Genomic DNA, 24,826 nt, shown 5'->3' on the forward strand with positions numbered 1-24,826 from the left:
GAAATTTTAGTCTTGGTATTTGATGTGATTATAGAATACTGTACCTTTTGTGAAACATTTATCCTTATGAGAAAAATTCTTTTGGTACTACTGGTCATTGCTTTTGTAATAGGGTGTACAGAACCTCCTAAATTAGAGCATAAATTTTCAATAAATGTTAGTTATTCTGCTGAGGTAGATTCTTTGGCAAAAGACGGGCGGTTGTTGCTAATGCTTTCTTCTGATGATGGTAATGAACCAAGATTTCAGATTAATGACGGACTAAACACACAGCTCATTTTTGGTATGAATGTGGAGAATTGGGCTAAAGATTCCGTGTTGACTTTTGATCAATCTGTTTTTGGTTATCCGTATGAAAGCTTAAAAGATGTGCCACCGGGAGAATATAATGTGCAGGCACTTTTGAACGTATACGAAACTTTTAATTTATCTACCGGTCATACAGTAAAGTTACCCATGGATAATGGAGAGGGACAACAATGGAATAAATCTCCAGGTAATTTATATAGCAAGCCGTTTAAGATAAGGGTTGCCAGTAACGGGTTTGAAAATGTGTCAGTCAATTTGGACCAAGTTATTCCTGCAATTGAAGAGCCGGAAGATACCGAGTGGATAAAGCACGTTAAAGTGAAGTCAGAAAAGCTTTCTGAGTTCTGGGGTAGGGATATTTACTTGGGAGCTCATGTATTATTGCCAAAAGGATTTGAAGAACATCCGGAAGCTAAATATCCGCTAATGGTGTTTCACGGACATTTTCCATCAGATTTTGGCGGATTCAGAACTACACCGCCAGACCCTAACTTAAAACCAGAGTATTCTGAACGTTTTAGTTTAGAGGGCTATAATATTATTCAACAACAAGAAGCCTATGATTTTTATAAACGATGGAACGAGCCGGATTTTCCAAGATTTATAGTATTGCAAATTCAGCATCCTACTCCGTATTACGATGATTCTTATGCAGTGAACTCTGCAAGTCAAGGTCCGTATGGTGATGCTATTACCTATGAGTTAATCCCTGAAATAGAAAAACAATTTAGAGGAATGGGCGAGGGGTGGTCTCGTTTTCTTTACGGTGGATCAACCGGCGGTTGGGAAGCGTTGGCGGTACAAGTGAAATATCCAGATGAATACAATGGTTGTTTTGCGGCATGCCCTGATCCTATTGATTTTAGAGCGTATACCTTAACAAACATCTATGAAGATGAAAATGCCTATTTCTATAAGAGTGCTCATAAAACGTTGGAAGTGCCGTCGCATCGTAATTACCTAGGGCAAATACAATCTACGCTAAGACAAGGAAATCATTTGGAATTGGTTTTAGGTGATAAATCTAGATCAGGTCAACAGTGGGATATTTGGGAAGCAACCTATTCACCACAAGGCGAAGATGGTTATCCTGAGAGAATATGGGATAAGAAAACTGGAGATATAGACCACGAGGTGGCAGAATACTGGAAAGAGAATTTTGATTTAAGACATATTCTTGAACGCGATTGGGCTAAGTTGGGTGATAACCTAAAAGGGAAAATTCATATCTATTGTGGCGATATGGATAATTATTATCTAAACAATGCTGTCTACTTGATGGAAGATTTCTTGGAAAGTACGACAGACCCTTATTATGAGGGAGAAGTAAAATATGGGGATCGAGACGAACATTGTTGGAACGGAGACCCAGATCAACCCAACGCCATTACTCGTTTAAGATATAACAGCATGTACGTGCCAAAGATTATGGAACGTATAGCCAATAGTGCACCCAAAGGGGCAGATTTGACAAGTTGGAGGTATAAGTAATTCCAATCGCTCAGTTGAAATGTGAGTGTCATTTCGAGTGAATTTTGAGGCACGAAAAATTAGTGTCGAGAAGCGTTTAAGTATTCAGTGATGCTTGTTGCTATTTAAAATATTTATAATAACTATAGTATAAAGATGTAATGAAATACAGAAGATTTGGAAGAACAGATTGGCAAGTAAGTGAGGTAGGATACGGAATGTGGGGAATGGCAGGATGGACGGCCAGTGACGATGCCCAATCCGCAAAATCTTTGGACTTAGCAGTTGAAAACGGAGTTAACTTTTTTGATACTGCTTGGGGTTATGGAGAAGGCCATAGTGAGGAATTATTGGGGGAGTTGGTAAAAAGACATCCTTCTAAAAAGTTGTACACGGCAAGTAAAATACCGCCAAAGAACTTTCAATGGCCGGCAAAACCTGAATATGCTTTTGACGACTCTTATCCTACAGCTCATATAATGGAATATACCCATAAGACGCTAAAAAATTTAGGTCTGGAGCAAATAGACCTCATGCAATTTCATACATGGGATGACGGTTGGAGTGACCGGGAAGAATGGCAACGCGCTGTTCAAGATCTAAAGACTTCTGGCAAAGTAGCGGCAATGGGTATTAGTATGAACCGCTGGGAGCCGGAAAATGGAATCAAAGCTTTAAAAACTGGGTTATTAGACGCCGTACAGGTCATTTATAACATATTCGATCAAGCGCCAGTAGATAATTTATTTCCGCTGTGTAAAGAGCTAGATATCGCAACCATTGCACGTGTGCCTTTTGATGAAGGCACATTGACAGGAACTATGACGAAAGAAACTACGTTCCCTGAGGGCGATTGGCGGGGCACTTATTTTGTGCCTGAGAATTTAATTTCTTCGGTAGAACATGCCGATGCTTTAAGACCGTTAATTCCTGAAGGTATGACCATGGCAGAAATGGCATTGCGTTTTATTCTAATGAATGATAATGTTGGGACAACCATACCTGGTATGCGTAAGCAACGTAATGTATTGGCAAATACTGCCACCAGTGATGGTAAATTGTTGTCTAATGAACTGTATGAAGAATTGAAAAAGCACCGTTGGGATAGAGTACCGACTTCTTGGTCGCAGTAGGATAATCGTAACCCTTAATCTTTATCTTGTGTTCTTTGTATAAATCAATCGTAAATCTGCAATTATGTAGATATAAACCTTTTGTAAAATAATTAAATATCCTATTCCATTGAATTCTATTGATAAAGCCGTTGATTTTTTACGCTTATTAAAAGTTAGGAATATTGGAAATATAAACTATCAAAATATTGCAATTATTGGTTTATTTAGCGGCTGGATTGTATACAACAGTTTAGAAAGAAACTGGATTCCGATTAATTTAATTATAGGAATTGTACTAATCTCCGCGATAGGCACAAGTATCATTTTTTTTAAATTCTATAAAACTAAATTAGGATTAGTATGGTCTATTTTTCATAATTTGACTATAGGATTATTGGTAGTTTTTTTATTTGTTAAGAGTAATAATTTTCTTTCTTCGGAACCTATAGTCACTAAAGAATATTATATCACTAACTTATTATTGGAACATGGAACAAATGGAAAACGCAGTTCAAGTGGACTTAAACCAAAAATAACGGTTGAAATAAACGGAATGAGTAAAAATTTCACTTTACATACTTCTCGATCTAAGAGTGCTACTCATACAAGAAAGGTGATTATCGGAATAAAAAAAGGATTTTGGAATTACAATATTGTCAAAAGTCTAAAATTGGCGAATGAAGAGTAAAATAATAATAATCTTACAGGAGAAAATGGATTTGAAGCATAGGATAACGGAATAGAAATTTCCTATTGCATAACCTTTGAACAGCATCTCATTTATGAATAGAGTTTTATTTTCAATATTTTTCTTCTTTTTTTTAAGCTTTGGGTTTGCTCAAAACGGAAAATTGATTTCTAAAAAAGTTATTGACATAACTGATACTCCAGTTTGGAATAGGATTTCAGAAAATAATATTCTCAAAGAAGAGTTCGATCATTTAGAAAAATTAGATTTCTTCTCTATAACTTATCAAAGTGACTCTCTGGTAATAAAAGGTATTTTGGTGGAACCTAAGATAGAAGGAGTCTATCCTGTTGTAATTTTTAATCGTGGTGGAAATAGAGATTTTGCTCCGCTTAACTTGTCAACGATAATTAATTATACTTCAAAATTGGCAGAACAAGGGTATGTTATAATAGGAAGTAATTATCGAGAAAAGGATGAGTTTGGCGGTGAAGAATTAAATGATGTTTTGAATTTGACTGAAACAGTAAAAGAAATTGAAAAAGCCGACCCTAATTGTATTGGCATGTTCGGGTGGTCAAGAGGTGGTATAATGACTTATCTGAGCTTAAAGGAATTAGATAAAATTAAAACCGCTATCGTAGGTAATGGGGTTACGGACTTGTTTCAATTAATAAAAGATAGACCTAAAATGGAAATAGCGGTTTTGGCTGAATGTATTCCAAATTATTATCAAAATAAAGAAGTCGAATTACGAAAACGTTCAGCTTTATATTGGGCAGAAAAACTAAATAAACATAGCAGTTTATTAATTATATCTGGTAAGAATGATAAACGAGCAAATCAGGATTCTACAACTAAATTTGCAGAAAAATTATCAGACTTGAAATATGATTTTGAATATCAAGAATTTATAACAGATCACTTTTTCTCAAATAAAAGAAAAGAGCTAGATGAATTAGTCATATCCTGGTTTGATAAACGATTAAAAAACGCAGATTAAACTTGTGTCTTACTTCGCAAACAACTGCCCCATATCTTTGAAAGCTTTAAACTCTAAAGCATTACCAGCTGGATCATAGAAAAACATTGTAGCTTGTTCGCCAACTTTACCTGCAAAACGTACATAAGGTTCAATAACAAATGTTACGCCTTTAGATTTTAATTCTTCTGAGAAGCTTTGAAAGGTTTCCCAAGGTAATACTACTCCGTAATGTGGAACAGGTACATCATGGCCATCTACGGGATTATGGTGTACGCTTTCAGTTTCTGATTTAGGTTTATAATGTATTACCAATTGATGTCCGAATAAATTAAAATCTACCCAGTGGTCACTACTACGACCTTCTTCGCAATTTAAAATATCTCTATAAAAAGTTCTGCACTCCGCCAAGTTATGAACGGGAATAGCAATATGGAAAGGTGTTACGTTTTGCATAATCAGTTATTTCTTAAGGCTGAAATTAACTCTTTTTTGCTCATTTTGGAACGTCCGTCGATACCAATTTTTTTAGCTTGGTCATAAAGTTCCTTTTTGGTCCTAATTTCATAGGTAGAAGCTTTACCACCTTTTTTGCCTGCGTCTTTAGTATTTGCTATACGTGCAGCTTTTTCTTTGCTGTAACCTTTGTCTACTAAGGCTTCGTATTGTTCTTCGTTTTGTATTTGAGGTATATTATTTGACTTCGCCATTTTTATTTTAAAATTAAATAAAAAGTGACTTTTGGGTGTGCTGTATAGAATCAGAAATTATCCTTCTAAAAAAGAGACGATCTTTTCATTTACACCATCTTGGTGCATAGAATGCCCTAAATCTTCTGTACTAACTAATTCACTCCCTTTCCAATGTTTATGTACATCAACAGAGGCGTGATAGGGAGCAATCTTATCAAACTTGTCATGAAAGAGTAAGCCTTTTTTTGTGTTGCTCTGAACAAATTTGGAACTTGAAAATTCTTTTACAGTAAATTGAAATTTCTTGTATACTAAATCTTTCAGCGCTTTTAAAACCTTATCGTTGAAACCTAACAAATTCTTATAATGTGCCAGTATCTCATGAAACTCTGAAGGAGAACCAATAGTAACTATTTTTTCAATCGTTTTATTGGGATGTAAAGATTCATTGTACAAAACGGTCATACCGCCCATTGAATGTCCAATAACTGTTGTTGGTTTATACTTAGTCAATACGTGTTGTACAGTATCCGCATACAAGGGAACATGAAGATTGTCGCCAGAAGAATAGCCGTGTGCAGGAGCGTCAAACGCAATTATATTGTAGCCTGCTTTTTGTAATTTGGCTATAAGTTTATGCCAACGCCAAGTGTTACTTTCCCAACCGTGTACCAGTAAAACGGTTTCTTTGTTTCCGGGCCATTTGTATACTTGAATATCATTTTTGTCCAACGATAAAACTTCTAATTTGGCATTGTCAAGAAATGTCTTTTGATTGGGTAGTACGCGTCCTTTTCTAACTTTTATAAATACTAAAAAAGCTTTTTTAGCAGCTTTTTTTGGTGAGAACCATACGAGAAAGTTGAGGTAGAAACCAATTAATTTAGGGATGAGTTTTTGTAGAAATACCGGCACCTGCTAAAATTTAAAATGTATTAAGTTATTATCCTAGGGATGTAAGAAGTGTGGAATTTTGGAAAATCAATCCCAACCTACCATCATATATTTCACTTTGGCAGCATCTGGTATTTGAACTTCTTCAATGTTGTTATTAGCGTTATATCTAAGACTTTCTGGAAGCTCTTTTTTGTCAATGGTAAAATAAATGTCACTGTCTTTTAATAATACTACTACATTGTTCAATGAAGTAATGATTTTTTTAATATGGTAGTTTTCTCGAATATCTTTAAATGTGCTCAGCTTAGAAATACCCTTGTCGGTTTTAAACCTTTCATCATTGATCAATACATTTTGTATTGTTGCAATGCTGTCGTTATTAGGTGTGAGCGTAAGAAGTAAAGCACCCGCACCTCTTTCAAATATTTTTATTTTGCTAGCGCCACTACCAATTTTAAGTTTTACGGTATCTTGAACAACTGAATCTTTTTCAAAAATTAATTCTACATCACGTGCTAAACTTTCTTTAGATAATTTGCCCACCTGATCACCAGATATAACAAAATTCGTATTGGTTTCACCGGCACAGTTAATGAGCAGGCCACAACATAAAATCAATAAAAGGGTGTATCTAAACTTCATAGGTTATCTCATCACTTTTTTTAATACTCCAAGAACTCCTCTTATAAAAGTAGCACTCGTTAAAACTTTAATTACCGGATTTTGTTTTGTACTTGTTCTGCTAGATGTTTTTCTTGCAGCCGGTTTGTTCTTTTCTTTTTCCGCTAACTTTTCTGCCTTCTCAATTTTTTCGTTCAAGATTTCATAGGCACTTTCTCTATCTATAACCTCACCATATTTTTTTACCAATGAAGAGCTGTCTATTACTTCTGCCAATTCTTTTTTGGTCAAAACATCCATGCGGCTCATTGGTGCGCGCAATAATGTTGCGGCTAGTGGCGTAGGTCTACCTTTTTCATCTAAAGCAGAAATCAATGCCTCACCTATACCTAAAGATGTAAGTACTTCTTTAGTATCATAATACTCAGATTCAGGATAGTTTTCTGCAGTCAATTTAATAGCTTTTCTATCTCTAGCGGTAAATGCCCTTAATGCATGTTGCACTTTTAACCCTAATTGCGACAATACATCATTTGGTACATCTGTTGGATTTTGAGTTACAAAATACAAACCAATACCTTTTGAACGTATCAGTTTAACAATACTTTCTATTTGATCCAATAATGCTTTTGAAGCTTCTTTGAAAATAAGATGTGCTTCATCTATAAACAATATTAACTCTGGTCTGTCACTATCGCCTTGTTCAGGGAAGGTGTCATATATTTCTGCCAATAAGCTCAACATAAATGTAGAGAATAACTTTGGTCTGTCTTGAATATCTGTCAGGCGTAAAATGTTGATATAGCCTCTGCCTTTCTCATCAATACGGGTAAGGTCATTTACATCAAAAGACTTTTCACCAAAGAACAATTCTGCACCTTGCTGCTCTAACTCAATAATTTTTCTAAGTATTGTACCGGTAGAACTTGTAGAAATTCGGCCGTATTCTTTTGTGAATTCCGCTTTGCCGGCTCCTGTTGCATATTGCAATACTTTTTTGAAATCTTTTAAATCTAACAATGGCATTTTTTGGTCATCGCAGTATTTGAATACTACGGCAACAATACCCGATTGTGTTTCAGAGAGGTCAAGTATACGTGATAATAAAACAGGTCCAAATTCAGAAACCGTGGCTCTCAACTTTACACCGTCTTGCTCAGATAACGAAAGTATCTCAACAGGAAAGCTACTTGCTTTGAACGGGAAACCAATTTTTGCGTGACGCTCGTCTATTTTTGCGTGACCTGGACTAGGTTGTGCCAACCCGCTTAAATCTCCTTTTAAATCCATCAACATTACAGGAATACCTTTTTCAGATAAATTCTCTGCAAGCACTTGCAATGTTTTGGTTTTACCAGTACCCGTAGCACCTGCAATAAGCCCGTGCCTGTTTAAAGTTTTTAACGGAATTTTTACGAATGCATTAGTAACAGCTTCACCATTAAGCATAGCTGCGCCCATATTAATGTAATCGCCTTTCGTAGCATATCCCTTTTCTATGTGGTCAAAAAAATCTTCGGTACCGGCCATTTTATATATTTTCGATAAAAATAGGGGATTTTTAACCAAACCAAAAGGCAAGACCAGCCTTAAATATCACTACTTTTTAACATTTAACGTACGAACAGTACGAGCCTGAGTACAGAATTTACCGATGCGTACTTCTTATAGAATTTGTCAACTAAAACGTATCTTTGCCGAATGAAAAATGAGGAGGTACTTGAGAAAGTGAATAAGGGGGTGTATTTACCCTTAATGGAAGAGTTTTATACCATACAGGGTGAAGGCTTTCATAAAGGAACTGCAGCTTACTTTATTCGTGTTGGAGGGTGTGATGTTGGTTGCCATTGGTGCGATGTAAAAGAGAGCTGGAATGCAGAAACGCATCCACCTACAGCCATTGAACAGATTGTTGATAATGCCGCTAAGTATTCTGATACTATTGTTATTACCGGCGGAGAACCTTTAATGTGGGATATGGACCCAATTACAAAGGCATTAAAAGATAAAGGTTTAAAAACGCATATTGAAACTTCTGGAGCCTACACGCTTTCTGGCGATTGGGATTGGATCTGTCTTTCACCTAAGAAAAATAAATTACCTGAAGGTCGTATCTACGACGAAGCCCATGAGCTTAAAGTCATTGTTTATAACAAGCATGATTTAATTTTTGCTGAAGAGCAAGCCGCTAAAACTAACGCTGATTGTATTTTATATCTACAGCCAGAATGGAGTGTTAGGGATAAGGTAGTACCAATGATCGTTGACTATGTAATGAAAAACCCTAAATGGAAAGTGTCATTGCAAACACATAAGTATTTGAATATTCCTTAAAATAAGCTATACTGGTTAGCGGCCTCCGTTAGCTTGAATATCTAATAAACATTCCGCATCTAAAGGCACCGTGTTTGTGCTTTTAGCAGTATTCTGTTGTAGCAGGCTTAAAACGGTTGTGCCAGATAACCTACAGCCAGATTTTACGCCTTCTTCATATTGGGCAAGGGCAGTTGATTGTAAAGATTTACCTGTTGATCCGCCAAATTGTAATTCTGAACGCATAAGGCAAACGGCTTGGTTACAATGATTATCACCAACAAGCTGACCATCTTCATTTTCAGATTCAGACTCATGGTCATTGACCATATCAGAACCTAAATTGACTAAACCGAATAAGTGTCCGAATTCATGATTTAAAGTGGTGGTTTCTACATCCGCCTCAGTAATAGAAGATCTTGAACTCGCTAAATCTCTTACAGTAGATTCATGTATAACCATAGAGGTGTTGCGGTAAACAGCACCTAAGGTTACAAGACCGCCTTCTAAATCATCACCTTCTGCCGGTGCATCTGCAAAGTAAATATAGATAGCCAATGTGCTGTCTGTATTAAAGGCTGTTCTGTTTCTAGTTTCTAAATCTGCAATTTCTTGTAGTGTAAGTTCATCTTCTGACGGACTAGATAATTCGTTATATACTAACTCAATATCTTCTTTGAATGTATGTTCTTGCAGATATTCTGTAAAATCTGCCATAGCAGCTTCAGTTGGTTTAAAACCGGTAACGTATGCTATTTCTATTAGAAGTTTGTCATAGGTATCGTTAGAAAGAATGTCTTTTGCAGAATCTCCTGTTGCCAGTAAGTTAGCAGCTTTGTCAACTTTGGCTTCTGAGCTATCATTATCTGAAGAACTTTTAGAGCAAGAAACGGCAAATGCTACAATACTAATTAGCAATAAACTTTTGAACTTATTCATAAAATCGTTTTGTACAAATAGGATAACGAAAAAAAAGTATCGCTATTACTTCATATGCGTCAATCTTGCTAAATAGTCGTAATGTTCGCCCTCCATTACAAGCTCACATGTTAAATTACTATAATTTGCTGCTCTTTGTAAGGTGTTATAGTCTACATATAACCATGGGAAAGATTCGCTTTTCTCCTTTTTGTATTCCATTTCAAAGCTTACTTCGCCGTAGTAATTAACGTTATCTGGAATCCAGTACCCGCCATCTTCGTCATCTTCGAACATGTAAATAATGTCGCTGGAATCTAAGAGAATTTGTCCGCCGTCTTTTAAGAGTGATTTTAATTTAGAGAAAAAAGGTTCTAATCCGTCGAGGGTACCTGCTAACCCTACGCCGTTCATTAAAATTAGAATAGTATCAAATTGCTCACCTTCGTATTTTAGTAATTCTGAGTGTGCAGTGTTTTTGAGTCCGCGCAATGTACTGACTTCAATAGCCCCTTTAGATGCATCTAGACCAGTAACCAATAGTCCTTTTTCTTGTAAATACAGACCATGGCTACCTGCACCACAGCCAACATCTAGCACGTTGCCTTTACATAATTGTAATGCCTTTTGCTCTAGCTCTGGCATTTCTTTAAAACTCCTGAACATATAGGGTAGTGGCAAAACATCGTCTTCAAGTAGAGATGAATACGTGGTAATATCTTCAGTATAGTTTTCGTTCTGATAATCTAAAAGTGCCGTACCTAAAATGTCTTCTTTCAAAATTCTTGTATTTCTAGTTGCAAAAGTCTCGCTTTTTGGTACTACTTCGCTAGTTTTGAAGAATTAATTTTGCACATGGAAGAGGTTTTACGAGAATTGCCGCAAAAGGCAAAAGAAAAACATAACGAGAATAAAAAGTTCTTTGTTAAGCTAAGAAAGAAGCCACCTAAGAATTTAGATTATATCATGCAAGAACTGCATGAGGAGGAATTTGAGCGAACAGATTGCCTTACTTGTGCCAATTGCTGCAAAACCACAGGACCACTTTTTACAAATGCCGATGTAGAGCGTATTTCAAAATCGTTTCGAATGAAACCCCAAAGATTCATAGAGACGTATTTACGTATAGATGATGAGAACGACTATGTGCTGCAACAAACCCCGTGTACTTTTTTAGGAGCAGACAATTATTGTTCTATTTATGATGTTCGCCCAAAAGCATGTCGTGAATTTCCGCATACAGATAGAAAGAAGTTTCAGCAAATAAGTAATCTTACCCTTAAAAATGTAGCTATTTGCCCCGCTGCTTATAATATTGTGGAGGAAATGAAGAAGTTGATTAAGTAAGTAGATAAATAAAGAGAATTTCATATTGCAAGTCGAAATAAATAATCCAAGAATGAAATGTTACAAATGCATGCGGCCATCGAGCACCTGTATTTGTAAACATATTAATACTGTCAAGACTAAAACACGTTTCATTATTTTGATGCACCCAAAAGAGTATAAGAAAGAAAAGAATGGAACAGGGTATATGACGAATCTTCAACTTGAGAATTCAGAAATTATAGTTGGTGTAGATTTTAGCGATAATGATCGTGTAAATGAAATTTTGACTAATGAAGAAATTGGTTCATTCTTACTCTATCCTGGTAGAGAAAGTTTTAATCTATCTCAAAGAAAAGGTTCAGAAATGAATTCTTTTATGGGTAAGAATCCTCACCTCTTCATTCTCGATGGTACATGGCCCTGTGCCCGTAAAATGCTTAAGTTGAGTACCAACTTGCAAAAATTAAATAGAGTAAGTTTTGATAATAGTATAGAGTCAAAATTTATTATCAAGCAACAGCCAGAAGCGCTTTGCCTTAGCACGATTGAATCAGTATATACAGTTTTAAATTTATTGAAGAAGGGTGGGGTAGAACAATGCGATACGACGGACTTCCTAATCCCCTTTGAAAAGATGATTGAACATCAACTCGACTATATTCTAAACCCAAATAATAAAAACTATAACGAAACTGCGAAAAGAGAGATTGGCCCGAAGACGATGTATAAAAATAACAAGGAGAGAAATGTTGTTTTTGAGTTGGAATAGATGCCCTTGGAAAACTGTTAATATTTTTGTAAATTTATTCGTACTTATTTTGTAGTCCTTTTTAATTTGGTTTATTCGTTGTCAGCAAATTATGCATCAATAATAATCTTTTGATCAAACCAAATTCTTGTGATAAAATTCTCAATATATTTAAGTTGTTTATTTATAAGTTCAATTGTTCTTGGTCAAAATGATAGTTTGCAAAATTCAGGTAAACGAAATTCTATTATGGTTTCATGGGAAAGCCTGAGTTTACAAGTTGGGATGCCTTCAGAAACTGGTGGGGGAGTATCTTATTCAAGAGATTTTTTTACAAAAGGAAAACATAATTTTGCTTTTCAAACAACAGCAAACTTCATTTATGATCCGAATATTAGAATTATCTACTTTTTCGGGTTAGGCGCGCTTTACCGATATGAAATTTCTGAACGTTCTAGTTTAGGTTTGAATATCGCCGGAAATTATGTTCATACACATTTGTCTTATGAACGTTTTGAGTATGATAGTAATGGGGAAATAGTAAGTCGGGGGTCTGATTTACATAGCTTCGCTCCATCAATTGGCATGAATTACAGTTATGATGTTTTTAAGTTGAAATCGGCAACCTTTGGTGTCCTTCTCGGAACTAGGTTAATTGGTCTGGATAATGGTAGGTACACTAATTTTTTTGAAGCCGGTAAACTCAATATTTCTTTTGGTTTTTTTTATAAATTTTAAAAATTAAGATTTAAAGAAAAGATGTTAGTTAGGTAAACACTTAAAATCAGTTTTATAAATGAAAAAGTTTTCAAATTATATTTTAATGAGTGTTTTGTTGCTGTTACTTTCGGCCTGTATAAAAGACAATATCAGTATTCCTGCAGATGTAACAAATAACCCCCAATCTTCTACTATAGATCTTAGTGTAAACGACATATTTCATAGTCATAAAGATAATATTAATACTGTTGGACTGTCGATCGGTATTTTAAAAGACGGAGAAACATATTTTTATGGCTATGGAGAAACAAAAAAAGGATCCAATATCGTACCTGACGAGAATAGTATTTTTGAAATCGGCTCTATTACTAAAACCTTTACTTCAATATTGGCAACAGAAATGCTGTTAAATAACAACTTAGATGTTGAAACAACTATAAAAGCTTATTTACCTAACAATCTGCCTACACTTAATAGAAATGGTATCGAGGTGAATTTCAAACACCTTCTTAGTCATACTGCCGGTTTTCCTTTTATGCCATCAAATTTTAGAGCCAAACCTTTCAGTGATGCTTCAAAAGCTTGGGAAGAATATGATGAAAGACTTCTTTTTTCTTTTTTGGACAACCTTCATTTAAGTTCAGATCCTTTTTCAAAAATGCAATATTCTAATGCTGGTATGGCTGTTGTTGGGGTTGCAATTGAACAAAACTATAACCAAGATTATAGAAATGTTCTTCAAAATCAACTTTTGATGCCATTAAATTTGAATAATACTTCAGCTTATTTTGAGCGTTTAGATGTAAAAAATTGGTCTACCGGATATTCATTTAATGGTAAGGAAACTAATTATTTTAAATCTCTCAATGCCTTAAATTCTGCCGGTGTTATTAAGTCAACGGCCAAAGACCTATTGACTTATGCTTCTGCTAATATCAATATACCCGAGACGGTTCTGGGAAATGCCATAAAACTTTCGCACAAAGTTCAATTTGAAGAATACGAAGAGAATGATTACTATAAAATCAGAAGTTGTTCAGGGTGGTTCGAATATGTAAATAATAATTTTCCAAGCGAAACATTTATATGGCATAATGGTGCAACTGGCGGCTACAACTCTGAGATATTTATAAGTTTAGACCATGAAAGTGCATTAGTTTTATTGTACAACAAAAGAACTTTAGATAGTAGTAATAGAGAATTATTTGTAGCAGACATGCTGCAATTACTTCTTAAGTAGTAAGCTTATAGGCCAATTAATAATTAATTATGAGATACTTATCCATATTCCTGATTTTAATATTCCTTAGCTGCAAGAACGACTCTAAGAAAGAAATAGTAACAGAAAATGGTATTGACGCATCTGTCTATGAAATGTGGAATGACTATACCGCATCTAACCCTCAAATGAACAAGGAAGAATTACCCGAGTCTTGGTTTTTTCATGATAATAAAGAAGATGCCGATAGATTGGCGGCGTTGACAGTAAACGGAAAAAAACCGCTACTACTTCAGGATTGTATAAATGGTACGTTGAAGCAGAAGCTGTTTTGCCGCTAATTGGTACAAATCATATTATAACAGATTTTGATGGTAAATCACAAGCTATTATTGAAATAATAAAGGTTGATACGATACCTTTCAATCATCTTTCAGAATCTTTAGCATCTTTAGATATGGGAACAGACATAGAGCCTCTTCAAAAATGGAGAAAAGCGCATTGGGATTTCTTTCAAAGTGTAATGGTTGAAAACCGAGAAGAACCCACAGAAGATATGCTCATCGTTTTTGAAAGATTTAAAACAGTTTGGAGGAAATAATTATATTTTCGGAAGCCAAGAATTTGTAAAGAACATCAAAAGAATCGAAATTGGACCAGTATCTTATTGGCTGAAAATCAGTGATCATCTACCCATAATCTGTGAGTTTTAGTAAATATTCAAGGCTTGTATTTTTAAAACGGGATTCTTAAAAAGTAAATTCCATAGTTATAAAATCAACAAAAGTTTATTATATTGGGTGATTAGTTGCGAATTTATCATAATTCATATTTTTTATTGACGATACAATAATTGTGTTAGAAAGTTTATTTGCGGCTCATAACTTAAACGACTCACTCATTTAATGGAACAGATTATAACATATTTTGAATCGATCCCTGCAGCTCACAGATCACTTATTTTAGTTGGCGGAATCACATTTTTTTGGATACTAGAAGGTATAGTACCTTTATTTAACGGCAGTTATAACAAATGGAAGCATTCGCTACCTAACTTCTTTTTTACATTGACAACGATAGTTATAAATTTTCCGCTAGCGTTTTTATTATTAAAAACTTCTGATTGGACGGTTGCCAATGATTTCGGAATTATTAATTGGTTACCAGAAATGCCGTTATGGGCATATGTGTTTTTAGGTGTAGCGTTGCTAGATTTAATTGGTGCCTATACTGCACATTTGGTAGAGCACCGCGTAAAACCTTTATGGATGGTGCATTTGGTACACCACACTGATCATAATGTAGATACAACCACTGCAAACAGACATCATCCGTTAGAAAGTATCATTCGCTATATATTTACTTTAGTAGGTGTTTTTGTAGTTGGTGCACCTGTGGGAATAATTATGTTATACCAAAGTTTATCAGTAGTCTTATCTCAATTTAACCATGCGAATATAAAGTTGCCAAAAGGAGTTGATAAAGCGATTAGTTATATAATTATTTCACCAGATATGCATAAAGTGCATCATCATTATGTACTACCATATACAGATAGTAATTATGGGAATATCTTCTCTTGGTGGGATCGCTTATTTGGTACGTATATGCATTTAGACAGAGAGAAAATTATCTACGGTGTAGACACTTTTCCTGATGAGGTTGCTAATGGTCAAATTAGCTCTTTGTTGAAATATCCATTTGTTGGGTATAGAAAACCAACGACTGATATTGCTGGTGAGCAACCTTTAGTAAAGTAAATACTTCGCTCTAATTTTTTTGAACTTTTCAATGTCTTCTTGCCAAGTCGCTTTTATTTCGGCATTGGTGGCACCGGCTATAATTTGTTTTTGTAGTTTGTTGTTACCTGCGTGTTTGGTAAAACCACTAGTGATAAAGAATTTACTCTTGTCGACCGAATTCGTATAGGCGTCAATAATATAATCCATGGTTACCTCGTTCATGCGCTCAGATTTAGACAAGTCTTTTCCGTAGCACAATTTACCTTCTTCCTTTGGGTATTTAGAACCAAAATTTGGCTCAGGAGTATAGGTGAAATCATACACGTGGGAATCTAAAAATGAAGCACCGTAGCGTTGAAACTGAAATTCGGTTCCGCGACCTGCGTTGATGTTGGTACCTTCAAACATTCCTAAACTTGGGTATAGGTTAATAGAAGTATCATTTGGTAAATTTGGAGAAGGGCGTATTGGTAGGCTGTAAAACATATCATGCGTCCAGTTTTCTAAAGATATTACGGTTAAATCTGCTTTTTTATCACCATCTAGCCATAGTTCATCATTGATCATGTTGGCATATTCACCAATGGTCATTCCGTAAACTAAGGGGATTTCGGTCATGCCTAAAAAACTGGTATGTGCAGTTTCCATGGTTGGTCCGTCAACGTAGTGTCCGTTTGGGTTTGGTCTATCTAGCACTATAACAGGAATTTCTTTTTCAGCACAAGCTTCCATCACCAATTGCATAGTAGAAATATAGGTGTAAAAACGAGCACCCACATCTTGAATATCGAATAACACTAAATCTAAACCTTCTAATTGCTCTTGACTTGGTTTTCTGTTTTTACCGTGCAGTGATATTAATTCTAATCCTGTTTTTGTGTCGGTACTGTTTTTTACATGTTCACCTGCATCAAAATTACCTCTAAAACCATGTTCTGGTGCAAACACTTGCTTAATATCTATATCTAAAGAAAGTAGGCTATCTACCAAATGGGTGTGTCCGTCAGACTTAAATATTACACTGGTTTGGTTGGCGACAATAGCAATTCTTTTTCCTTTTAAAAGTGGTACATATACTTCCGTACGGTTGGCGGCGACTACAATTTCTTTTGCCTCTTGCTCAATTTTTGGTTCATCGGTTGGTGATGTGGTAACGGCTTGCTCTTTGGTTTCGTTTCCGCAGGTAGCCAATACCAAAAACCATAATAAAACTGTACTTTTGAAATTGGATAAAAATAACATCATTTGAATCTAGAATATTTTATCGCCAAACGGCTTATAAAGGGTAAGGAGCATAAAATTAGCATATCTGCACCAATAATAAAAATAGCCATTGCAGCAATTGCAATAGGGGTTATCATGATGTTGGTCGCTATTGCTACGGGACTGGGATTAAAAGAGAAAATCCGTGAAAAAATAACTGCTTTCAACGGTCACGTACAAATCTATAATTACGATAATAATAATTCTGAAGTTTCTGTGGTGCCCGTGAGTACGGAGCAAGAGTTTTATCCGGACTTTAAGATGGTTGATGGCATTGTGCACATACAAGCTGTGGCGACCAAAGCAGGAATTATACGTACCGAAGAAACTTTTGATGGTATTATCGCCAAAGGAGTGGGTAAAGAATATAATTGGGAGCCGTTTGATGAGTTTTTGATTGACGGTGTTTTACCTGATTATTCGGGAGAGTTAAATTCTGATGTGCTTATTTCTAGAATAATGGCAAATCGTTTGAACTTAAAAGTGGGAGATTCTTTCTTTACCTTTTTTCTACGGGATGATGCAGCTGATAAAATACCTAACCAAAGAAAATTTACCATCACCGGAATCTACGATAGCGGGTTTGAAGAAATTGACGGACTCTATATATTCACAGATATACGCCATATTCAGCGCATGAATAAATGGAAAGATACAGAAGTGGGTAATTTTGAAATCTTCTTGAATAGTTTTGATGATATTGATCAAAAAGCAAATGAAATTTATGGTGAAACGGTTGCCAGTTTAGATACTAAAACTATAAAAGATAAGTACTATAAAATATTTGAATGGATAGGGTTATTCGATTTTAATATTGCCCTTATCATTGGCATCATGATTATCGTTGGTGGTATAAATATGATTACCGCTTTACTCGTTTTAATATTGGAACGTACGCCAATGATTGGTATTTTAAAGGCATTGGGTAGTACAAATTGGAGTATTAGAAAGGTGTTTTTATACAATGCGACCTACCTTATTGCAGTAGGCTTATTTTGGGGCAACCTTATAGGGCTTGGGATTATTTTTATACAAGAGAAGTTTCGAGTTTTTAAATTCCCGAACCCAAAAGAATACTACATTGAGTATATACCTGTAAGTATAGACTTGTGGACTATTCTTCTTTTAAACGCGGGCGTGTTGCTGCTTTGTTTGTTAATGCTTTTGATTCCTTCATATATTATTACTAGAATAACACCAGTGAAAGCTATTCGATTCGAGTAGTTTGTTTTTAAATAGCTTATTCCAAATTTAATCTTCGGTTAAACCCCTTTTTGGTAAATTTGATGTAAAACAGACCACATGCATCAAAAACTACTACTTACCCTAATTGCTGTGTTTTTATTGACAGGCGTCAATGCACAGAAACTTTCAAAGAACGAGAAGAAGGTTGTAAAATCTATTGAGCAAAATAATGCCGAGGCAATTTCATTTTTAGAAAAAGTCGTAAACATTAATAGCGGTACCTTAAATCTTAAAGGTGTTGAAATGGTAGGTCAAGAATTTGCTTCTGCTTTCACCGATATCGGTTTTGAAAGTAACTGGATACCTATGCCTGAAGAAATGAATAGAGCGGGACATTTATTTGCTGAAATTAAAGGGACAAAAGGAAAGAAGTTATTACTTATTGGTCATCTAGATACGGTGTTTGAAGAAGACAGTCCGTTTCAAACTTTTGAGATGGTGAACGATTCTATTGCTCATGCACCAGGTGGTAATGATATGAAAGGTGGCGATGTTATAGTGCTATATGCACTAAAAGCATTACAACAAAACGGATTGCTAAATGACGCTCAAATAATTGTAGCCTTTACAGGTGATGAAGAAAGCACGGGTAGTCCGCTAGAAAAAAGTAGACATGATTTAATTGAAGCTGCCAAAAGAAGTGATATCGGTTTAGGTTTTGAAAACTCCACCGGATTCAATTATGCAACTGTTGCCAGAAGAGGTTCTTCAGGGTGGAAAGTTGAGGTAGAGGGTAAGAGAGCACATTCCTCTGGTATCTTTAGTGAAGGCACAGGTGCAGGGGCCATTTTTGAAATGTCGAGAATCTTAAACGGATTTTATACCGATGTTAGAGGAGAAGATTTATTGACTTTTAATCCTGGGACTTTAGTTGGTGGTACTTTTGTTGAATTTGATGAAATGACTAGTAAGGGAACTGTTTTTGGCAAGACCAATGTAGTGGCTCAAAAAGCAGAAGTCCGTGGCGGATTACGTTTTATCTCTGAAGAACAAAAAGAACGTGCTCGTGATAATATGCGAACCGTAGTGGCGAATAATTTACCACATACATCTTCAACAGTAACTTTCAAAGATAGTTACCCAGCAATGCAACCTACGGCAGGTAATAAGGCGTTATTGACAAAACTGAACAATGTGAGTTTAGATTTAAAACAAGGTGAGGTTTTAGCATACGATCCGGGTAAAAGAGGTGCAGCAGATACTTCTTTTGTAGCGGAGTATGTAGATTGTTTAGACGGATTGGGTACTATGGGTAATGCAGCCCACACTCCCGAAGAAACGGTGAATTTGAATACTATTGAAGCTTTAACGAAAAGAACAGCATTATTAATTTATAGATTGATAAATGAGTAATATAACAACATTAAGAGTAAGTGACCAGCAAGTGACAATTGAAGCAGGAGAATTGGTAGGTTACCAAGTTTCTGGTTATGAATTTATGCACCAAAAGGGAAACCCTGGATGGCGTAGTGTAGATACTGAAATGTTTCCGTTGATCGGACCAACAAATGAGGCAGATTTTAAAGTGAAAACTCCCAAGGGTTTTGCCACTCAAGATCAGCACGGTCTGTTACGTGAAATGAAATATAAGTTGGTAGAAAGCTCAGCAAGTAAAGCTGTGTTCTCTAAAAAATATACAGCAAATACCGAGGTTTTAAATTCAAAATATCCTAAAAAATCTACCGCAGAGAAATTAAGCTGGCCTTACGATTTTGAGTTTGTAAAGTCACTTGAATTAATAGACAATTCGTTGGTGGTTACGTTTTCAATTTCTGGCGAAGAAGGCATGCCTTTTATGTTGGGCTATCACCCTGCGTTTATGCTACATTCTGAAAACGCGATCATTTCTGCCGGAGAACAAAATATTACCATACCCGAGGTTTTGGAGGTTGGCAGTAGAGCATTACAAGTGCCAAATACAGATGTAATTACTTTAAAAGATGAGAAATCGCTACAAATAACGTCTGAAGGTTTTAGTCATTTTATGCTTTGGACGGAGGTATCTAATATGGTCTGTATAGAGCCAATTACCTTTTATCCGTATGCGGTAGAACAAGATGATTTAGCAGAAGGCTTTATGGTATTAAAGAAGGAGCCGGCTATTTTTACAGTTACGTTAAAACCTGTATAGTTTAAAATTCATCGCTAAAGAATAGCGTATGTGTTATGATGTAAAAACCAGCTTAGAGGCGCAGTTAAAAAGAGCAAAGAGAAGTCAAGATTTAAAGGCGATTGAAGAGATTGTTGAGAAACTTGGACCGTTGACCGATTTACCGCTTCACCATGCATCAGGCTTTTCACATCCTGAGGTTTTAATTTATACCAATGATGATCCGTTTTATCCTATTGTAGCAACTTGGGGATTGATTCCGCATTGGGTGAATAGTGTTGAACAACAAAAGAAAATTTGGAATAGCACTTTGAACGCTCGGGTAGAAACCATTTTCGAGAAACCCGCTTTTAGAGATGCTGCCAACGAAAAACGCTGCATACTTTATGTTGACGGCTTTTACGAGCATCACCATTATGACGATAACACCTATCCGTTTTTTATCCACCGAAAAAATAATGAACCTTTAGCGTTAGCTGCATTGTGGTCTGAGTGGATACACCCTGAACATGGCGGTACTATCAATTCATTTTCAATTGTAACTACAGTTGGAAATGGTATGATGGCTAAAATTCATAATAACCCTAAACTGAAAGAACCACGTATGCCATTAATGTTGGGGGAAAATATGGAAGAGCAGTGGTTAACATCATCTGCAGATTTTGAAAAAGAATTAGAAGGGCTGCTGAGCTCAAATAATCATGTGGCATTGCAAGCACATACCGTGGGCAAACTCCGTGGTAAAAACTATGCAGGAAATATAGAATCAATTGCCCAAGAAGTAGTGTATAAAGAACTAGAACCAGAAGAACTTAATTTCTAAACAATGGCATATAGTGAGTATTTAGCAGATAGGGTTAGACCTCGTTTAAAAGGTAAAGGTCATCTGGAGGAGAAGAAAATGATGGGCGGACTCACCTTTATGGTCAATGGTAAAATGTGCATTGGTATTATGTTCGACAAAAAAAGCGAAGAAGATAAGTTAATGGTGCGTGTTGGTAAATTGAATTATGAAGAACTACTAAACAAACCGGGTAGCAGACCAATGGACTTTACTGGCAAGCCAATTCGAGGTTTTTTATTTGTAGGTCCCGATGGATTCGACACCGAAGATGATCTTGATTTCTGGGTAGAAAATGCTCTGGAGTTTAACAGACTTTTGAATCAATAAAGTAATGGTTTTAAAATCTGATTTTATGCCCTTTGAAATGATTAAATTTGACCTGTGAAAAACATTTTCCCTTTTTTGGAATGGGTTTCAACCTATAAAAAAGCTTACTTCATTAAAGATTTGTTGGCTGGTCTTACTGTGGGTATCGTATTAGTGCCACAAGGTATGGCGTATGCAATGATTGCAGGGTTGCCGCCAGTTCATGGTCTATACGCTTCTTTATTTCCGATTCTTACCTATGCACTTTTAGGAACCTCGCAAAAAATAGCCGTAGGACCTGTTGCGATGGATTCGTTATTGGTTGCCGTAGGTTTGGGGACATTGGCAATTACCGGAGTAGAAAACTACATTATAATGGTGGTATTGCTTACCCTGATGGTGGGTTGCATACAGTTTTTATTAGGTGTTCTACGAATGGGATTTTTGGTCAATTTTCTTTCTAAACCCGTTATTAGTGGCTTTACATCCGCGGCAGCGATTATCATTGTATTAAGTCAGCTGAAACATTTATTGGGTGTTTCTATACCAGGCAGTAATAAAATCTATGAAACCGTTTTTAATATCTTTTACAAACTAGGTGAAATCAATTGGGTAGATTTTAGTATTGGTATTGTTGGTATAGCATTATTGCTGGGCTTTAAAAAATGGAATAAAAACATCCCAGGAATATTAATAATAGTAGTGCTAGGTATATTGGCTGTCTATCAGTTTCAGCTTGATGTCTATGGAGTTAAATTAGTAGGTGAAGTCACTAGCGGATTTCCAACTTTTGTAATGCCAACATTAGATATTGTAGACATGGAAAAATTAGCACCTATTGCAATTGCTTTGGCGTTGGTTGGGTATCTAGAAGCTATTTCTATTGGTAAGGCCATAGAAGATAAAACAGGTGAAGATACTATAGATGCTAATCAAGAATTAATAGCTATTGGTTCGTCAAATATTGTTGGGTCTTTCTTTCAAGGTTACCCAGTTACCGCAAGTTTTTCTAGATCTGCAATTAGTTACGATGCTGGTACAAAAACGAATCTTTCAGCAATATTCAGTGTTATATTGGTGGTACTGACCTTATTGTTTTTAACGCCGTTATTTCAATATTTGCCCAATGCAATCTTGGCAAGTATTATTATGGTATCTGTAGTAAAACTTATTGATATTGCTTACTTCAAACATTTATGGCTCAATAGAAAAGATGAGTTTTTTATAATGTTGATTACGTTTATAATCACGCTATTTATAGGTATAACAGAAGGTATTCTAATTGGAGTGTTATGCTCTTTATTGTTAATGGTATATAGAACGTCTAAACCGCATTTTGTGGAGATAGGTAACATTGGTAATTCTGACTACTACAAGAATGTTATTCGTTTTGCAGATGAGGTGGTGGTGCGTAATGATCTTTTAATTGTTCGATTTGATTCGCAATTATATTTTGGTAATTCTGCCTATTTTAAAAAGCAGCTATTAAAACATATGAAAGCAAAAGGACCCCAATTAAAAGGAATAATCCTGAATGCTGAATCTATAAATTATATAGATGCTACCGCAGCAGATATGCTATCAAAGTTAATACATGATATTCGTGAAAGAGGACTTCAGTTTTTTATTGCAGGAGCAATTGGACCAACGCGTGATATCATTTTTAATACAGGAATCATTAAAGAATTGCAACGGGAGTTTTTATTCGTAAAAACGAAAGAAGCAGTTGATTTCTTTGATGACCCAAATGAAATTTCATTATTGGCTGCAAAAGTAGCTTATGAAAATAGTAGAATGGCTAAAGCTAAAAGAGGCTTAAATTAAATAAATCTCGTACCTTAAAGGGGAAGGGGTATTTTGAAAATAAAAAAGTATAGAATGAATATAGAACAGATATATACAGGTTGTTTGGCTCAAGGAGCATATTATATTGAGAGTGATGGTGAGGTAGCAATAATTGACCCATTAAGAGAGGTGAGTCCTTATATTAAAAGGGCTGAGAACGACAATGCAAAAATCAAGTATATATTTGAAACCCATTTTCATGCAGATTTTGTAAGTGGGCACGTAACCTTATCGAAAGAAACTGGTGCACCAATAATTTATGGCCCTACAGCAAACCCTTCTTTTGATGCTATCATTGCCGAAGACGGACAAGAATTTAAATTGGGTAAGATTACTTTTAAGGTGTTACATACACCAGGGCATACCATGGAAAGTACTACCTATTTGTTGAGAGATGAAAATGGTAAAGACCATGCTATCTTTTCTGGAGATACGTTGTTTTTAGGTGATGTAGGTAGACCAGATTTAGCACAGAAATCTGCAGACATGACGCAAGAGCAATTGGCAGGTACATTGTTTGATAGTTTACGTACTAAAATAATGCCGTTGGCAGATGATGTTATTGTGTACCCTGCTCATGGTGCAGGTTCTGCATGTGGAAAGAATATGATGAAGGAAACGGTTGATACTTTGGGTAATCAGAAAAACATGAATTATGCTCTTAGGGCAGATATGACCAAAGAAGAATTTGTGAAAGAAGTAACCGATGGTCTGTTGCCACCGCCTAAATATTTTCCTTTGAATGTAAAGATGAATAAGGAAGGGTATGAAGATATTGGAGATGTACTTGATCGTGGTAATGTTGAATTGTCGCCCGATGAGTTTGAAAAAGCAGCGAACGATACGGAAGCTTTGGTATTAGATGTAAGACATCAAGATGAATTTGTAAAAGGTCATATACCGAGATCTATTTTTATAGGACTTAATGGTGATTTTGCTCCGTGGGTGGGCGATTTAATTGCCGATACCAAACAGCCTTTATTATTGGTTATACCTGAAGGAAAGGAAGAAGAAGCAATTACTAGATTATCGCGTGTTGGTTTTGATTCTGCCATAGGATATTTAAAAGGCGGAATTGAAGCTTGGAAAACTGCTGGTAAAGAAATTGACCAAATAACATCTATAACAGCATCAGAAGCCAAAACCCTTATTGATAAAGGTAATGTTGGTATTTTTGATGTTCGTAAAGATGGAGAATATAAAAGTGAGCACTTAGTAGGTGCTGTACATACACCGTTGAGTGAATTGAACAAGCATTTATCTGAATTTCCTGAGAAAGGAGAATTTTTAGTGCATTGTGCTGGCGGATATCGTTCTGTTATAGCATCGTCTATTTTAAAGAGTCGCGGAATCCACAATCTTATTGATGTAAAAGGTGGGTACGGAGCACTTAAAAATGAAGATTTAGAGAAGACAGACTATGTTTGTCCAACTACCTTATAGGTAATGT

The 24,826-nt window shown here is 35.7% G+C and carries 27 protein-coding genes; 19 read left to right on the forward strand and 8 right to left on the reverse strand.

What is annotated here, in order from left to right:
- Positions 1–66 precede the first annotated feature (66 nt).
- From PXD56_RS04330 to PXD56_RS04345, 4 genes are all read left to right on the forward strand, one after another.
- A complete protein-coding gene (locus tag PXD56_RS04330; RefSeq protein WP_276492095.1) occupies positions 67–1,800 on the forward strand; it encodes an alpha/beta hydrolase-fold protein in 1,734 nt (577 codons plus the stop codon).
- A gap of 140 nt (positions 1,801–1,940) precedes the next feature.
- A complete protein-coding gene (locus tag PXD56_RS04335; RefSeq protein WP_276492096.1) occupies positions 1,941–2,912 on the forward strand; it encodes an aldo/keto reductase in 972 nt (323 codons plus the stop codon).
- A 109-nt stretch (positions 2,913–3,021) separates the two neighbouring features.
- Positions 3,022–3,582: a hypothetical protein gene (locus PXD56_RS04340; RefSeq protein WP_276492097.1), complete on the forward strand. Its 561-nt coding sequence runs from the start codon at positions 3,022–3,024 to the stop codon at positions 3,580–3,582.
- Positions 3,583–3,676: 94 nt separating this feature from the next.
- A complete protein-coding gene (locus tag PXD56_RS04345) occupies positions 3,677–4,585 on the forward strand; it encodes an alpha/beta hydrolase family protein (RefSeq protein ID WP_276492098.1) in 909 nt (302 codons plus the stop codon).
- Positions 4,586–4,594: 9 nt separating this feature from the next.
- On the opposite strand, the gene PXD56_RS04350 is transcribed toward PXD56_RS04345, so the two are convergent.
- The 5 genes from PXD56_RS04350 to PXD56_RS04370 form a co-directional block, all read right to left on the reverse strand.
- The gene (locus PXD56_RS04350) at positions 4,595–5,020 is read right to left on the reverse strand and encodes a VOC family protein (RefSeq protein ID WP_276492099.1); all 426 of its coding nucleotides are present in this window, start codon (positions 5,018–5,020) and stop codon (positions 4,595–4,597) included.
- A 2-nt stretch (positions 5,021–5,022) separates the two neighbouring features.
- Entirely contained in the window at positions 5,023–5,274 is a 252-nt protein-coding gene (locus tag PXD56_RS04355; protein ID WP_276492100.1) for a DUF7218 family protein, read from the reverse strand.
- A 57-nt stretch (positions 5,275–5,331) separates the two neighbouring features.
- On the reverse strand, positions 5,332–6,171 hold the full coding sequence (locus PXD56_RS04360) for an alpha/beta fold hydrolase (RefSeq protein WP_276492101.1): 840 nt from the start codon (positions 6,169–6,171) through the stop codon (positions 5,332–5,334).
- Between the two features lie 66 nt (positions 6,172–6,237).
- Complete coding sequence (locus PXD56_RS04365) at positions 6,238–6,795, reverse strand: hypothetical protein (RefSeq protein WP_276492102.1); 558 nt, start codon at positions 6,793–6,795, stop codon at positions 6,238–6,240.
- Between the two features lie 3 nt (positions 6,796–6,798).
- Entirely contained in the window at positions 6,799–8,304 is a 1,506-nt protein-coding gene (locus PXD56_RS04370; RefSeq protein WP_276492103.1) for a helicase HerA-like domain-containing protein, read from the reverse strand.
- Between the two features lie 171 nt (positions 8,305–8,475).
- Between PXD56_RS04370 and PXD56_RS04375 the strand changes: the two genes are divergently transcribed.
- On the forward strand, positions 8,476–9,108 hold the full coding sequence (locus PXD56_RS04375; protein ID WP_276492104.1) for a 7-carboxy-7-deazaguanine synthase QueE: 633 nt from the start codon (positions 8,476–8,478) through the stop codon (positions 9,106–9,108).
- Positions 9,109–9,123: 15 nt separating this feature from the next.
- Here PXD56_RS04375 and PXD56_RS04380 read toward each other — a convergent pair whose 3' ends face one another.
- On the reverse strand, positions 9,124–10,026 hold the full coding sequence (locus PXD56_RS04380; protein WP_276492105.1) for a hypothetical protein: 903 nt from the start codon (positions 10,024–10,026) through the stop codon (positions 9,124–9,126).
- Positions 10,027–10,071: 45 nt separating this feature from the next.
- Positions 10,072–10,785: a class I SAM-dependent methyltransferase gene (locus tag PXD56_RS04385; RefSeq protein WP_276492106.1), complete on the reverse strand. Its 714-nt coding sequence runs from the start codon at positions 10,783–10,785 to the stop codon at positions 10,072–10,074.
- A gap of 75 nt (positions 10,786–10,860) precedes the next feature.
- Here PXD56_RS04385 and PXD56_RS04390 point away from each other — a divergent pair, with 75 nt between their 5' ends.
- From PXD56_RS04390 to PXD56_RS04420, 7 genes are all read left to right on the forward strand, one after another.
- Positions 10,861–11,352: a YkgJ family cysteine cluster protein gene (locus PXD56_RS04390; protein WP_276492107.1), complete on the forward strand. Its 492-nt coding sequence runs from the start codon at positions 10,861–10,863 to the stop codon at positions 11,350–11,352.
- Positions 11,353–11,404: 52 nt separating this feature from the next.
- Positions 11,405–12,103 carry a tRNA-uridine aminocarboxypropyltransferase gene (locus tag PXD56_RS04395; protein ID WP_276492108.1) on the forward strand — a complete coding sequence of 233 codons (699 nt, stop codon included), beginning with the start codon at positions 11,405–11,407 and terminating at the stop codon, positions 12,101–12,103.
- Positions 12,104–12,232: 129 nt separating this feature from the next.
- Complete coding sequence (locus PXD56_RS04400; RefSeq protein ID WP_276492109.1) at positions 12,233–12,820, forward strand: hypothetical protein; 588 nt, start codon at positions 12,233–12,235, stop codon at positions 12,818–12,820.
- A gap of 58 nt (positions 12,821–12,878) precedes the next feature.
- On the forward strand, positions 12,879–14,042 hold the full coding sequence (locus tag PXD56_RS04405; protein ID WP_276492110.1) for a serine hydrolase domain-containing protein: 1,164 nt from the start codon (positions 12,879–12,881) through the stop codon (positions 14,040–14,042).
- Between the two features lie 29 nt (positions 14,043–14,071).
- Positions 14,072–14,362, forward strand: coding sequence for an ASCH domain-containing protein (locus PXD56_RS04410; protein ID WP_276492111.1), 291 nt, complete (start codon positions 14,072–14,074; stop codon positions 14,360–14,362).
- Complete coding sequence (locus tag PXD56_RS04415) at positions 14,320–14,622, forward strand: ASCH domain-containing protein (RefSeq protein ID WP_276492112.1); 303 nt, start codon at positions 14,320–14,322, stop codon at positions 14,620–14,622. The genes PXD56_RS04410 and PXD56_RS04415 overlap by 43 nt, the downstream gene beginning before the upstream one ends.
- A gap of 304 nt (positions 14,623–14,926) precedes the next feature.
- On the forward strand, positions 14,927–15,781 hold the full coding sequence (locus PXD56_RS04420) for a sterol desaturase family protein (protein ID WP_276492113.1): 855 nt from the start codon (positions 14,927–14,929) through the stop codon (positions 15,779–15,781).
- On the opposite strand, the gene PXD56_RS04425 is transcribed toward PXD56_RS04420, so the two are convergent.
- Positions 15,770–17,005 (reverse strand): exo-beta-N-acetylmuramidase NamZ family protein, encoded by a 1,236-nt coding sequence (locus PXD56_RS04425; protein ID WP_276492513.1) that lies wholly within the window; start codon positions 17,003–17,005, stop codon positions 15,770–15,772. The two genes, PXD56_RS04420 and PXD56_RS04425, sit on opposite strands and share 12 nt — an antisense overlap.
- 3 nt (positions 17,006–17,008) lie before the next feature.
- Here PXD56_RS04425 and PXD56_RS04430 point away from each other — a divergent pair, with 3 nt between their 5' ends.
- The 7 genes from PXD56_RS04430 to PXD56_RS04460 all read left to right on the forward strand — a co-directional run bounded on the left by PXD56_RS04430 (position 17,009) and on the right by PXD56_RS04460 (position 24,819).
- Positions 17,009–18,250 carry an ABC transporter permease gene (locus tag PXD56_RS04430; RefSeq protein ID WP_276492114.1) on the forward strand — a complete coding sequence of 414 codons (1,242 nt, stop codon included), beginning with the start codon at positions 17,009–17,011 and terminating at the stop codon, positions 18,248–18,250.
- Between the two features lie 78 nt (positions 18,251–18,328).
- Positions 18,329–19,624, forward strand: coding sequence for a M20/M25/M40 family metallo-hydrolase (locus tag PXD56_RS04435; RefSeq protein ID WP_276492115.1), 1,296 nt, complete (start codon positions 18,329–18,331; stop codon positions 19,622–19,624).
- Positions 19,617–20,402, forward strand: a complete 786-nt coding sequence (locus PXD56_RS04440; RefSeq protein WP_338088437.1) for an aldose epimerase family protein — start codon at positions 19,617–19,619, stop codon at positions 20,400–20,402. Before PXD56_RS04435 ends, PXD56_RS04440 begins: the two co-directional genes overlap by 8 nt.
- Positions 20,403–20,430: 28 nt before the next feature.
- Positions 20,431–21,204, forward strand: a complete 774-nt coding sequence (locus PXD56_RS04445) for an SOS response-associated peptidase (RefSeq protein WP_276492116.1) — start codon at positions 20,431–20,433, stop codon at positions 21,202–21,204.
- Positions 21,205–21,207: 3 nt separating this feature from the next.
- Positions 21,208–21,552, forward strand: a complete 345-nt coding sequence (locus PXD56_RS04450; RefSeq protein ID WP_073242701.1) for a TfoX/Sxy family protein — start codon at positions 21,208–21,210, stop codon at positions 21,550–21,552.
- 54 nt (positions 21,553–21,606) lie between these two features.
- On the forward strand, positions 21,607–23,355 hold the full coding sequence (locus PXD56_RS04455; RefSeq protein WP_276492117.1) for a SulP family inorganic anion transporter: 1,749 nt from the start codon (positions 21,607–21,609) through the stop codon (positions 23,353–23,355).
- Between the two features lie 54 nt (positions 23,356–23,409).
- Entirely contained in the window at positions 23,410–24,819 is a 1,410-nt protein-coding gene (locus tag PXD56_RS04460) for an MBL fold metallo-hydrolase (protein ID WP_276492118.1), read from the forward strand.
- Positions 24,820–24,826 lie beyond the last annotated feature (7 nt).

The organism is Maribacter zhoushanensis (assembly GCF_029350975.1).
In the GTDB taxonomy this organism is placed as follows: domain Bacteria; phylum Bacteroidota; class Bacteroidia; order Flavobacteriales; family Flavobacteriaceae; genus Maribacter; species Maribacter zhoushanensis.

Coding starts and splice junctions, on each gene's coding strand:
- PXD56_RS04410 (WP_276492111.1), top strand. CDS start 14,072: ATGAGATACTTATCCATATTCCTGATTTTAATATTCCTTAGCTGCAAG.
- PXD56_RS04345 (WP_276492098.1), top strand. CDS start 3,677: ATGAATAGAGTTTTATTTTCAATATTTTTCTTCTTTTTTTTAAGCTTT.
- PXD56_RS04365 (WP_276492102.1), bottom strand. CDS start 6,795: ATGAAGTTTAGATACACCCTTTTATTGATTTTATGTTGTGGCCTGCTC.
- PXD56_RS04450 (WP_073242701.1), top strand. CDS start 21,208: ATGGCATATAGTGAGTATTTAGCAGATAGGGTTAGACCTCGTTTAAAA.
- PXD56_RS04395 (WP_276492108.1), top strand. CDS start 11,405: ATGAAATGTTACAAATGCATGCGGCCATCGAGCACCTGTATTTGTAAA.
- PXD56_RS04440 (WP_338088437.1), top strand. CDS start 19,617: ATGAGTAATATAACAACATTAAGAGTAAGTGACCAGCAAGTGACAATT.
- PXD56_RS04405 (WP_276492110.1), top strand. CDS start 12,879: ATGAAAAAGTTTTCAAATTATATTTTAATGAGTGTTTTGTTGCTGTTA.
- PXD56_RS04335 (WP_276492096.1), top strand. CDS start 1,941: ATGAAATACAGAAGATTTGGAAGAACAGATTGGCAAGTAAGTGAGGTA.
- PXD56_RS04435 (WP_276492115.1), top strand. CDS start 18,329: ATGCATCAAAAACTACTACTTACCCTAATTGCTGTGTTTTTATTGACA.
- PXD56_RS04350 (WP_276492099.1), bottom strand. CDS start 5,020: ATGCAAAACGTAACACCTTTCCATATTGCTATTCCCGTTCATAACTTG.
- PXD56_RS04425 (WP_276492513.1), bottom strand. CDS start 17,005: ATGTTATTTTTATCCAATTTCAAAAGTACAGTTTTATTATGGTTTTTG.
- PXD56_RS04370 (WP_276492103.1), bottom strand. CDS start 8,304: ATGGCCGGTACCGAAGATTTTTTTGACCACATAGAAAAGGGATATGCT.
- PXD56_RS04375 (WP_276492104.1), top strand. CDS start 8,476: ATGAAAAATGAGGAGGTACTTGAGAAAGTGAATAAGGGGGTGTATTTA.
- PXD56_RS04445 (WP_276492116.1), top strand. CDS start 20,431: ATGTGTTATGATGTAAAAACCAGCTTAGAGGCGCAGTTAAAAAGAGCA.
- PXD56_RS04460 (WP_276492118.1), top strand. CDS start 23,410: ATGAATATAGAACAGATATATACAGGTTGTTTGGCTCAAGGAGCATAT.
- PXD56_RS04330 (WP_276492095.1), top strand. CDS start 67: ATGAGAAAAATTCTTTTGGTACTACTGGTCATTGCTTTTGTAATAGGG.
- PXD56_RS04355 (WP_276492100.1), bottom strand. CDS start 5,274: ATGGCGAAGTCAAATAATATACCTCAAATACAAAACGAAGAACAATAC.
- PXD56_RS04380 (WP_276492105.1), bottom strand. CDS start 10,026: ATGAATAAGTTCAAAAGTTTATTGCTAATTAGTATTGTAGCATTTGCC.
- PXD56_RS04420 (WP_276492113.1), top strand. CDS start 14,927: ATGGAACAGATTATAACATATTTTGAATCGATCCCTGCAGCTCACAGA.
- PXD56_RS04390 (WP_276492107.1), top strand. CDS start 10,861: ATGGAAGAGGTTTTACGAGAATTGCCGCAAAAGGCAAAAGAAAAACAT.